Annotated in this window: 7 protein-coding genes and 1 pseudogene; 4 read left to right on the top strand and 4 right to left on the bottom strand. The window is 74.3% G+C overall.

Features of this window, described 5'->3' with window-relative positions:
* Positions 1 to 1,377, bottom strand: a pseudogene (locus PINTE_RS22880) (hypothetical protein); the annotation flags it as partial.
* Positions 1,378 to 1,857: 480 nt separating this feature from the next.
* On the bottom strand, positions 1,858 to 3,207 hold the full coding sequence (locus PINTE_RS17800) for a S8 family peptidase (RefSeq protein ID WP_157087342.1): 1,350 nt from the start codon (positions 3,205 to 3,207) through the stop codon (positions 1,858 to 1,860).
* A gap of 266 nt (positions 3,208 to 3,473) precedes the next feature.
* On the opposite strand from PINTE_RS17800, the gene PINTE_RS17795 reads away from it, so the two are divergent.
* From PINTE_RS17795 to PINTE_RS17780, 4 genes are all read left to right on the top strand, one after another.
* Positions 3,474 to 4,097 (top strand): RNA polymerase sigma factor, encoded by a 624-nt coding sequence (locus PINTE_RS17795; protein WP_068433447.1) that lies wholly within the window; start codon positions 3,474 to 3,476, stop codon positions 4,095 to 4,097.
* A 12-nt stretch (positions 4,098 to 4,109) separates the two neighbouring features.
* A complete protein-coding gene (locus PINTE_RS22875; protein WP_068433445.1) occupies positions 4,110 to 4,880 on the top strand; it encodes a hypothetical protein in 771 nt (256 codons plus the stop codon).
* 60 nt (positions 4,881 to 4,940) lie between these two features.
* On the top strand, positions 4,941 to 5,225 hold the full coding sequence (locus PINTE_RS17785) for a type II toxin-antitoxin system Phd/YefM family antitoxin (protein WP_217996633.1): 285 nt from the start codon (positions 4,941 to 4,943) through the stop codon (positions 5,223 to 5,225).
* Between the two features lie 68 nt (positions 5,226 to 5,293).
* On the top strand, positions 5,294 to 5,491 hold the full coding sequence (locus PINTE_RS17780; protein ID WP_281178974.1) for a type II toxin-antitoxin system RelE family toxin: 198 nt from the start codon (positions 5,294 to 5,296) through the stop codon (positions 5,489 to 5,491).
* 67 nt (positions 5,492 to 5,558) lie between these two features.
* On the opposite strand, the gene PINTE_RS17775 is transcribed toward PINTE_RS17780, so the two are convergent.
* Together PINTE_RS17775 and PINTE_RS17770 are read right to left on the bottom strand one after the other, a co-directional pair.
* Positions 5,559 to 10,499: a multicopper oxidase domain-containing protein gene (locus PINTE_RS17775; RefSeq protein WP_068433439.1), complete on the bottom strand. Its 4,941-nt coding sequence runs from the start codon at positions 10,497 to 10,499 to the stop codon at positions 5,559 to 5,561.
* A 105-nt stretch (positions 10,500 to 10,604) separates the two neighbouring features.
* Positions 10,605 to 11,135 (bottom strand): DUF2182 domain-containing protein (locus PINTE_RS17770; protein WP_169798567.1); only part of this gene is annotated, 531 nt, incomplete at its 5' end.

The following is an 11,135-nucleotide window of genomic DNA, read 5'->3' as shown; positions in this document are numbered from 1 at the left end:
GAGGTCGATGCGGGCCGCGAGGATGCCGGCCTCGACAGCGGGGCTGACGTGGCCCGCCTCCGCGAGCGCGTCGGCCAGCGTGCGGGCTCGCCCGGCCTGCACCGGAATCCCCGCCGCGTAGCGGGCGCGCAGCAGCGTCAGGCGGGCCAGGGCCGCGCTTTGTTCGCGCCCGACCCGGTGAAAGGCGCGGGCAGCGCTGCCCGCGGCGGCGATCGCCGTCTCGTGGTCGCCGGCGAGCAACGCGATGTCGGCAAGCAGCAGGTGCGCGGTGGGGTAGAGCATCCACTTGCGCTGGGCGCGCAGCAGGTGCGCGGCGCGTCGGGCGGCCACCTCGGCCTCCGGCAACTCACGCAGGGCGAGGAGGAGTTTGGCCTTGTCGACCCACAGTTGCCCGGGTTCGATGCCGCACTGCGCCTGCGCCCGCTCGGCCCGGCCGAACGCCTCGACCGCGGCGGGATAGCTGCCGAGCAGGTAGGAGAGGTAGCCGAGGTTCTCGGCGGCGGCCGCGGCGACGAGGAAGAGCCCGGTGCGTGCGGCGAGTGTCTCGACTCGCTCGAGGTCGGCCCGGGCCGCCGTGTAACGGCGAAGCTGCAGGTGCACCAGGCCCCGGTTGTTCAGCGCGATGAGCGTGGCCTCGTCGCGCCCGGCGCCCGCGAAGATCTCGACGGCGGCATCGAGTTCGGGCAGCGCCTCCTCGGGTCGCTCGGCCTCGATGAGGAGGCGGGCGCGCCGGTCGCGCAGCGTCCCGACGTCGAGCGGACCGAAGACACGTTCGGCGCCGGTCGCGCGGGCCCGAGCCTCGTCGGCGGCCAACTCCGCGGAGGCGGCGTCGATGAGCGCCCAGGCGCCGTCGGCGTCGCCGTGCAACAGCCGCGCCGACGCCAGCGTGAGCCGCAGCCGCAGCACCAGCGGGCGCGGCAGCCCGGGTTCTCCGGGTTCTCCGGGTTCTCCGGGCTTCCCGGGCTCGTCTGGCTCGCCGCCTTCCGCAGGTCCCCCGCACTCCCCAGACTCGCGGGCCTCCCCCGGCTCGCGGGCCTCCCCCGGCTCGCGGGCCTCCCCACACTCGCGGGCCTCCCCAGAGTCGCGGGCCTCCCCTTGCTCGCGGGCCTCCCCGAGACCCCCGGTTCCTGTGACTGCGGCGTCGAGGTCGAGGGCGCGTTGCAGTGCGGTGGCCGCGGCGTCGATCTGGAACAGCTTCAGGCGCGCGTCGCCGATGGCGAGCAGGCACCAGGCCTGCACGCTCGGCGGGCACGACCGGGCCTGGCGCAGCGCGGCGCGCCCCTCGCGCAACGCGACCCGCGGCTGCCGCAGGGTGCCGGCGAGGGCCTCCTGGGCGCGGACGAGCACGGCGTCACAGTCCCCGACCGGATGGCCCACGCTGCGAATTGTGCTGCACCCCTAGCCAGCTGGGGAAGGGGCGGGACGGGCGCAGCGACCCCACCGGTGCGTGGCGACGCCCCCGGGGGTGGCGGGCGCTCTGCGCCGACAGCCCCACCGCCCGACAGCCCCACCGCCCGACAGCCCGACAGGGCGCGGCGCCCGACCGCGCGGCAGCCCGGCAGCCCGGCAGCCGGATCAGCCCGGCACCCTCGAGGCATTCGCCATATCTGCATCCTCGACGCCCGGCGCCGCCGCGGACCGGCCCCGTGACCAGGGAGTTTGCGCTGAGGGTCACCCACGCGGCCGATCCGGATCGTCGTTTTGGATCTTCCTTCGCCCGCACCACCCGCTCAGCGGGCACCGCCAAGCCGACATTCGGCGCACGACGCGCGTATACCACTCACCTACGCCCACATATCGCTCGGTCCGCCACATCCCTCCCCCCACTGGGCGGTTCACCCCGGGCAGTCGGTGTCGTCACACAGCCTGTGGGCGGCACAGGCGCGCGCCGCGCGGCTCGACGCCCGTGCGCAGCACCGCCATGAGGTCGGCGCACGCCGCGCGGGCGTCGACGCGGCCCGGAACAATCGCCCGGGCGATCATGCCGCTGATGGCGGCGGCCGCGAACGACGTGCCCTGCCAGCGCGCCCAGCCGTCGAAGTCGGCGGTCGAGCCGTCGGCCAGGCGGGCCGCCTCCAGGTAGGTGCTCAACGCGTCGACCCCAACGGCCTCGACGTCGACCCACGGCAGGGCGGGCGAGAACGGGGCGCGCGTCAGCGCGCCGTTGCGCCGCGAGAGGGCACCGACCGCGACGACGTGCGGCAGCGCGGCGGGCCAGAACGGTCGACGCCGCAACGGGGAATCGGTCGCGTAGTTGCCGGCGGCAGCGACGATGACGACCCGCGGGTCGACGCGAGAGACGGCCTGGTGCAACGCCATCGGCGCCCGGTCGTCGGCGGTGAAGCAACCGAACGACAGGTTGAGCACGTCGACGCCGGAGTTGCCCAGGGCGACGATCTGCCGGGCGACGTTCCACACGTCGGCGGTGCCGTCGGCGGCGAGCACCGCGCGGGCCCGCACGGTCGCGCTCGGCGCCTGCTGCAGGATGAGCCCGGCGACGAAGGTCGCGTGCCCGGCCGACGTGCCCGGCACCCCGTTCGCCCCGTTCGCACCCGTCGGGTCGGACGGGGGGACCATCGCGGCCGACACGTCGTCGGCGTAGCCGAACTGCACCGCGCCGGCGAACCACGGGTGCTCGCTGACCGGGCCGTCGATGACGCCGACCGTGACACCTCGGCCGCCGCCCGCCGCCCTGGCGGCGAGAGTTCCGTCGGTCGTGGCGGGGCCGAGGTCGTCGCCGTGGATGACGATGCCGTTGACCCCGCCGACGCGGTCGACGAGGCGGTTCTTGCCCAGCCGCGGTTCCCAGCCGCCGTAGCGCGCGGCGCTGACCGCCCGCAGGCCCCGCAAGAGCGCGTCGAGTACGTCCTCGGGGGCGCCGGCGCCGGCTCGTGGAGCACCGAAAGCACCGGGGACACCGGGGACACCGGGGATCTGGTCCGCGGGGCCCGCGGCGCCGGCGGCGAGCCGCGTGACCGCCTCCGCCGCGGCCTCGGGGTCGCCAAGGCTGAGACGGGCCAGGTCGAGGCCCTCGTCGGCGTCGACCCGCAAGTCCTCGACGCCCGCCTCAAAGAGCAGGTCGAGCACGAACGGGGTCTGCGGCAAGGCCACGAGGACGTCGGTCTCGCAACAGCGCTGAATCTGCGGTGCCGTGTTCGGAACGGCCGCGGTGGTCGTTTCGGACGTGGCCGGACGTGCATCGGACATGTGCTCCACTCCTTCGAGTCCTTCGAAACCCTTCGAAACCCTTCGAACCCCGGTGAGGTCGTTCGCGGGAGCCTCGACCCCCCTCGGCCGTCGAGGCGCCCGCGACCTGTGCGTCAGATCACCGACGCTTGCCGTATCAGAGGCCGCCCGCCGGGCTCTGATACATGCCGGCCCGCCCAATGGGTCGTTTCGCGAATGAGCCGCCTCGCGGCACAGTGGGATTGCCTAGGAGCACCGATGTCTTCGACGAACGCGAGGAGCCGGGGATGGACGAGGGACAGGCGGTCGATTCCACTGCCGCCGCGGGCCAGTCACCGCCGGACACAATGCCGCCCGGCCACGATGTCGGGCTGCTGGTGCGGCGGGCCCGCGACGGTGATCAGAGCGCGTGGGACGAGATCGTCGACCGGTTCAACCCGCTCGTCATGGCGACCGTGCGCCGGCACCGGCTCAGCGCCGACGACGGCAACGACGTCGGCCAGGTGGTGTGGCTGCGGCTCGTTCAGCACCTCGACCGGGTGCGAGAGCCGGAGGCGCTGGCCGGGTGGATCCGCACGACGACCGCGCGCGAGTGCCTGCGCACGATCCGGGAGCGGCGGCGCACGGTGCCGCGCGACCCGCTCGAACCGACCGCGCCCTTCGATGCGGCCGTGCCCGACGTCGACCTGGACGAGCGGCTGGCGCGCGAAGAGCAGCTCGTCGGGGTGCTGGAGGCGTTCGCCCTGCTCAACGCGCGACAACGGGAGCTGTTGACGATGCTGTTGACCGATCCGCCGCCCACCTACCAGCACATCTCGCGCACACTGGGCATTCCCGTGGGGGCCATCGGGCCCACCCGGGCTCGCGCCATCGCGTCGCTGCGGCGCGGTCTGACCCGTCCGTCCTCGTGAGGAAGCAACGCCATGTCGACGCCTGAGAACATCCCCTCCGTCGGGCCCGATGCGCCCGATCCCCGTTGGTCCGAGCCCGATGCGCCCGATCCCCGGTGGTCCGAGCCCGAGACGGAGCCGCACGCGGCCCCCGCGACGCCCGCGGACGAGGTGGTCCTCGAGCGGCTGCGCGAGGCCATGGCCTCGGTGCCCGGGGCGGGGTCGGTGGCGGCGCTCGCCAAGGCGGCATTCGCGTTCCGCACCATGGAGGCCGAGCTGGCCGAGCTGGAGTCGGTCGACCCCGAGACCGTGGCGCAGGGTGACCTCGTCGGGGCGGAGCGGTTCCGCGGCGAGCCGCGGGTGCTCGTGTTCCGCACCGGACCGCAGCAGACCGAGCAGACCGAGCAGACCGAGCAGACCGAGCAGACCGAGCAGACCGAGCAGACCGAGCAGACCGAGCAGACCGAGCAGACCGAGCAGACCGAGCAGACCGAGCAGACCGAGCAGACCGAGCAGACCGAGCAGACCGAGCAGACCGAGCAGACCGAGGACGGCGGCTCGCTCGGGGATGCCCGGTCGCCGGGCTGGATCGAGGTCGAGCACGTCGACGGCGAACTCGTCGGCCAGCTCACGCCGCCGGCGGAGGTCGACCTCGTCGTGGAGACCGCCGACGGCACGAGCACGAGCACCGCGGTCGACGAGCTGGGGTGCTTCATCGTCGCGCTACCCGCGCCCGGTCCGGTGCGGCTGCGCCTCGAAGGCGCCGGCCTGCGGATCGTCACCGACTGGGTCGTCATCCGCTGACCCCACCCGCGACGAACGGCCCATTGCCACCCGAGAATCCTCATGGTCATACTTATGACCATGAGTGACGTAATGACGCTCGCGCAGGCGAAAGCACACCTGTCGGAGGTCGTGGGTCGAGTCCACGGTCAGCACGAACGCGTGACGGTGACGGTGCACGGCCGCCCCTCGGCGATCCTCTTGTCGCCGGACGACTTGGCCGCCTTGGAAGAAACCATCGCAATCCTGGCGGATGCGGAGGCGGTCCGACAGCTGGCCGAATCTGACGCTGAACTCGCCCGCGGCGAGGGAGAGTCCGAACAGACCCTGGCCGAGGCGATGAGGCGGCGCCGGGGCGCCAGGTGACCCAGCGGTATGAACTCGTCATCTCGCCGACCGCTCGGCGCCAACTCACTGAGCGCCTCCCTGAGTCCGTGGCCTTCGCGGCCTACGAGTTCATCGTCGGTCCGCTGCTCGACAACCCGCAGCGGGTCGGCAAACGCCTGCGTCCGCCGCTGGAGGACCGGCATAGCGCCCGGCGCGGGACCTACCGGGTGATCTATCGAATCGACACAACCGACCGTCGAGTCACTGTCGTGGGCGTCGTGCACAGGTCCGATGCGTATCGCTGAGACCATCGACTCCGGCAGCGCGCGCCGCCGCCGGTGCCGGGCCCTTTCGCGTCTCGGTGCGCGCGGCTCAGTCGGTCACCCGCACCGTGGTCCACACGCCCTGCTCGGTGCCCCAGCGGAAGGCGCCGGTGCGCAGGGCGTGGTCGCCGGGCTCCACCGGGTGCACGACGATGTCGCGGGCCCAGCCCGGCGCCACCCCGGAGACGGAGCCGGTCCACGGCCCGTTCGGCACCCACGGCGCCGCCTTCCAGGCGAGCCCGTGCAGGGTGAGGGTGTGCTGGCGGGGCTTGTCACCGGCTCCGACGAGACGTAGCCACAGGGTGTCGCCGGCCGCGGCGGTGACCAGCGGCAGGTCGGCGAGCGGTCCGGCCGGCGGCACGCCCCGGTGCACGAGCGCGGTGCGCAGGCTGACCGCCTTCTGCCCGCTGTCTTCGGGGTCGTCGCCGGGCACGACATCGGGCACCGGCAGGTCGGGGTGGCCGCCGACGAACAGGCGCAGCCCGTCCTGCACGAACGCGACGCCCTCCCGTGCCACGAGCGTGCCGTCGGCGAGCCGCAATTCGGCCTCCCGGCCGGTGAACCCGTCGGGCTCGCAGCTCGCGGAGCCGGGCCGGAACGGCCAGACGTCGCCGGGCTCGACGACGAGCGCGCCGACGAGGCCGTGGTGGCGGTGGTTGCGCACGTCGGCCATGTCCTGCAGGTGGCAGACGCTGCCCGGGCCGTCGGCGTGCGACGCCGGGGCGAGGGCCTCGTCGCAGTACCACCAGTACTCGGTCCAGTTCGGTGCGTCGTGGTCGTGCCCGCCACCGTCTCCGACCGTGCCGCCACGGTGCACGACCCGCCCGGCCGCCTCACCGGCGTGCCCGCCCGCCTCGTGATCCTCGCGGCCGCGGGCCGGCGCCACGGTGCCGTCGTGGTTGCGACCGACGTAGGCGCCGTCATCGGAGTCGACGTCGAAGCTCACCAGGCCCGGGTGCAGCGACACCCGCGGACTCACCGTGCGCCGGTCGGGACGGCCGAACGCGTCGAGGTGTTCCAGCGGTAGCCGTGGCGGAGACGGTTCGACCCCGAACGGGAGCAGCCCTGCGTCGTAGCCGATCTCGTCGTCGGTGCCGCCGGTGTCGTCGCGCGCCTGGCCGAGCAGTTCGTTGACGAGGAACACCCGCACCCACTGGCCGCGCCGGGCCCGCAGCACGAGCGGCCCGTCGGGCTCGGCGACCCGGGTCGGTCGCCAGGCACCGGTGCGCTTGGCCGCCGCGTGCTCGGCCTCGTCGTAGGCGGCGACGTGGAACTGCAGGCCCCACGGGTCGGTGAGATGCCGTCCGGCGTATTCGTGCTCGCGGCGCCGGGCCACGACGACGACGGTGCGCACCTCGTCGTCGCGGTATCGGCCGTCGGCGTCCTTGCGGGGCCGCGGCGGCACCGACCTGGCGGTGCGCATGCGTTCCAGCGCGCCGGCCGGGTCGTCGCTCAGGTCGGCGACCGGGTCGAGCGCGGCGAGGTTGTCCGGGCTGGGCCGCAGCACCCGCAGGTAGCCCCAGCAGCCGGTCCACAGGTCGTCCATCGCGCCGAAGTGCCACAGGTGGTCACCGACCCCGAGGGTGTCGCCGTGCGCCGCGAGGTCGAGGGTGAACGCCTCGGAGATGCCGATGGTCTGCTGGTTGACCAGCGGGGAGGCGGGGTTGCCCCAGTCCGCACGCCACCGCAGGCCGTGGGCGGTGAAGGAGTGCTGCTCTTCGTGCGAGCCCTGGATGAGCCGGATCCGCACCCGCTCGCCGGGATAGGCCGCGATCACGGGGGTCTCCGGATCACCGCGCACCCCACGCAGATTCGGCGCGCTGCGGGCCGCGGTGGAGAACCACAGCGAGGGGTCGTCGCCGCGGTGGGTCAGCGGTGCGCTGCGGTAGTTGACGGCCATGGAGCCGGGGTCGTCGTCGCCGGAGAGCCGGCCCGGCGGGTTGAGCGGGCGGCCGCCCCGGTCGAGCAGCGGCACGAAGTCGCCGACGCCGAGGCAGGCCTCGCGAAACGGCGGCACGCCGGAGGCGGGCGGCGGCACGACGACCGCCTCGGGCTCGCTCCAGGCGACCCGACCCTGGTCGTCGGGGCGTTGCCACAGTGATCCATGCGGTTGCGCGACGAGCGCGGCCCACAGGCCGTGCTTCTGCCGGTAGTTGGCGAGCAGGTGGTCGTGGAAGAAGCACGGTCCGAACTCCTCGTCGACGACCCAGCGGTGCAGGCCGACGATCCGGGACAGGCCCTCGCCGGTGGCGTCGGTGCCGACGGCCTCGCGACAGGACGCGCCGGACAGGTAGTTCCAGCCGGTCGCTGACCCGTCGGCGGCGAGCACGTCGAACTTCACCAGGTGCACGTGCAGACCGCACTCGACGGGCGCCTGGGCGAGGTCGAAGTCGTCGGCGGCGAACGAGCCGAGCGCGTTGTGGAACCGCCACTCGACGATGTCGCCGTGGTTGGCGCGCGGAAACGCGGGCTCGGGGTTGCCGGGCAGGGCCTCGAACGTCTCGTCGCGCACGGTCTCGTAGCCGCCGGGGCGGGGCTCCCGCACCTGGGCGCGCAGCAGCCGGTACCGGTGCCCGCGCCGGTCGTGCCAGCCGTCGGCGTTGTAGTCGACGCGGGCAGCGCCGACCTCTAGGTCGTAGGAGATCACCCGGGGCGCGGGCAGCCCTGCGGCGCGGTTCCATTCGGCGGCCAGCGCGTCGAGATCGACGAACACCGCCCCGGGGCTGCGGCCGTCGCGGCAGCCCGGCGCCATCGCCGCGTACTCCGCGGGCGAGTGCGGCGGCATGCCGAGCAGCCGGCGCCGCCCGCCGACCTGCTCCGGGATCGGCGCGGGCGGCGGCGGTGACTTCATCGGGTAGACGCCGTCGACGAACCACGGGAAGCCCGGGGATCCCGGCTCCGCACAAGGGGGTTCACGCCCGGGCAGCGGCACCAGCGGCGGGCACGGGGTGCCGTCGGGGTAGGCGCGGGTGCCGTCGACGAGCCGGTCGAAGCCGCGCACGAGCCCCCACATGCCGTGGTGGAAGTGGGGATACAGGTGGCAGTGCCAGATGACGTCGCCGACGGCGTGCTGACGGCTGCCGACGCCGTACAGGGGGTCGATCGTCACGCCGGCCTGCGGGCCGATCGTGATGGAGTCGAGCAGCTGGGAGCCGAGCGGCCGCGGCCGGCCGTGCTCGTCGGTGCCGTGCGCGCCGGGCGGCGCGACGTCCTGGGGCACCGCGCGCCACTGATGCACGTGCAGGTGGAAGACGTGGGTCTCCTTGACCCCGGCGTGCACGAGCCGAAGGCGGAACGGGTCGCCGGTGTACCCGCGCAGCACGGGCGTCACCGGCTCCCCGAACAGCCAGGAGCTGTGGTGCTGCTCCTCGCCGGCGACCCGTTCGAGGTAGCGGCCGTCGGGGGTGCGGGCGGTCCAGAACTGCTCCTCGAGGTCGTCGCCCAGGCGGCTCGTCACCGCGCGCCGGTCGACGCCGACCTGCCCGCGAGGCGGGTCGGCGGGGGTGGCCTGCGCGTAGCGGCGCATGCGGTGCGGCAGCCGGTTGCCCATCGGTTCGGCGCGGTACGACAGCGGCATCGTTGTGTGCTCGCCGGCGTGCAGCGCGGAGTGCACCTCGGGCTCATCGTGCATGAACACCGTGTATTCGCGGAAGCTACGCGGGATCTCGTCGGAGTAGAAGTCGGTGAACGCCCGGTGTTCGGGGGTGCCGGTCGGTTCGTGCGCGGCGATGACGTCGACGTACAAGCCGGTGTCGTATCCGGTTCCGGTGAGGTCGTCCCCGGAGACGGGGTCTCGCCACGTCGTGCCGGCGGGCTCGACGATGAGGGCGCCGAACAGGCCGTGGGCGTTGGTGCCGCGTTCGGAGCCGCGCACGTCGGCGAGGTCGTTGATCGGCCAGACGCCCTCGTGGGTCGCCGCGTAGGTGAAGGTCGTCGCGTCGCCGGGGGCGATCGTCGTGTCGGGGTTGTCGGCCACGCAGGCGCCGTCGGCGCATCGGACGCCCGCGCCGCCCGAGCCGGCCAGCCCGTCTCCCTGCACGTGAAAACCGAGGCGACGGTTGCGCAGGCTGTTGCGCACGTGCACGGTCACGGGCTCGTCGACGCGGGTACGCAGCACCAGCGGCTCGACGATCGGCACGGGCCGCATCGGGTTGAACCGGTCGTAGGGCGGAGCCTGATCGCCGAGGTGCTCGGGCGGCACGCGGTGGTCGTTGAGCAGGAGCCGGGCGATGCGCTCGGGCGGCAGGCCGACCCCGGTCCGCTCGCGCACGCGCTCGGCGAGGCGGTCGGCGTCGAACCGCCGCGCCGGGTCGGACTCGACGCGCGCGAACCACTGGGCGATCGCGGCGTCGAGCAGCCGCAGCTGGCCGCGCCAGTGGGCGCGCAGCGCGGCGCGCTCGGCGGGGGTCAGCGTGACGAGGCGCCGCTCAGGCTCCCAGCCGGGGGCGGCGTCGGTGTCGGCTCCGTCGCCCTGTTCGGGCGCGAGGCCGACAGGTTCGGGGACCTCGGTGGCCTCGGTGGCCTCGGGGGCGTCGGGGGCTTCGGCGGCCTCGGGGGCGTCGGGTACGCCGAGGGCGTCGAGCGCCTGCCGCAGCTCGGCGAGGGTGGCCTCGACGTTGGCGCGCACGGCGCCGGCGCGGTGGGAGCGCCGCCGGGGCCCGAGGGCGAGCCGGTCGTCGGGCTCGCCGTAGGCGGGCACTGACTCGCGCCGGATGAGGTCGGCGAGCAGCTCGACGTCCTCGTCGGGGCCGGTGCGCAGCCGGTGCAGCATCTCCTCGAGGCGGCCGAGGGCGTCGACGACGATCTGGGCGTGCTGGCGGCGCGTGTGCAGCCGCGGGAGGCGCTCGTCACCGAGCTCCCACAGCTCGCGGACCCAGTCGAGCAGTGCCACGTGCGCTGCGGGCGCGAACAGCATGCCGTTCGGGTCGTGGTCGCCCTCGCGGGTGTAGACGATCGGCATCGAGGTGGCGACGACGTGATAGGTGGTCATGGCGAGGTTCCCCTCCGGGCTGGACGTGCGTGGTCGGGACGGGCTGGCCTGCGGGTGCGGCTCAGCGCACCCCGCGGGCCCAGGGCAGGGCGGCGGGTTGCGGGCTCAGCCGATCCGCAGCCCCGGCGGCAGGGCGCCGACGAGGATGAGGGCGCCGGCGACGAGGGCAAAGCCGGCGATGACGGGCACGAGGGGGCGGGTCGCGGGAGCGAGGCGTTCGGCCGCCATGAGCACTGCGCCGGCGACCATGACCGGCAGGGCCGCGACCCCGACGGCGAGCGTGAGCACCATGAGCGCCCAGCAGCAGCCGACGCAGACCGCGCCGAACCGGGCTCCCACGAGCGCGGCCTGGGTGGCGGCGCGGTGGCGACCCGACCAGGTGGTCATCGCGATGCCGGCGGGGCTGCGGCAGGCCGTCAGGCAGGCGGTCTTCAGCGGGGTGAACTGGTACGCCCCGGCGAGGATCGCCCCCGCGCCGCTGGGCACCTGCGGGTGGGCCCGCAGCCAGACCCACTGGGCAGTCAGTGCGTCGAGCAGCGCCGCGGCGCCCAGGAGCCCGACCCCGGCGGCGGCCCATACGGCGACGAAGGCCCCGGCGCAGGCCGCGACGAGCAGCCCGGGCCGGGCGCGGCGACG

This window comes from Piscicoccus intestinalis NBRC 104926 (genome assembly GCF_001515525.1).
In the GTDB taxonomy this organism is placed as follows: Bacteria; Actinomycetota; Actinomycetes; order Actinomycetales; family Dermatophilaceae; genus Kineosphaera; species Kineosphaera intestinalis.
This window is presented reverse-complemented; position numbering and strand designations above follow the sequence as displayed.

Excerpts from the sequence above, each read along its gene's own strand:
- PINTE_RS22875 (WP_068433445.1), top strand. The coding sequence starts at position 4,110 with ATGTCGACGCCTGAGAACATCCCCTCCGTCGGGCCCGATGCGCCCGAT.
- PINTE_RS17785 (WP_217996633.1), top strand. The coding sequence starts at position 4,941 with ATGAGTGACGTAATGACGCTCGCGCAGGCGAAAGCACACCTGTCGGAG.
- PINTE_RS17800 (WP_157087342.1), bottom strand. The coding sequence starts at position 3,207 with ATGTCCGATGCACGTCCGGCCACGTCCGAAACGACCACCGCGGCCGTT.
- PINTE_RS17795 (WP_068433447.1), top strand. The coding sequence starts at position 3,474 with ATGGACGAGGGACAGGCGGTCGATTCCACTGCCGCCGCGGGCCAGTCA.
- PINTE_RS17775 (WP_068433439.1), bottom strand. The coding sequence starts at position 10,499 with ATGACCACCTATCACGTCGTCGCCACCTCGATGCCGATCGTCTACACC.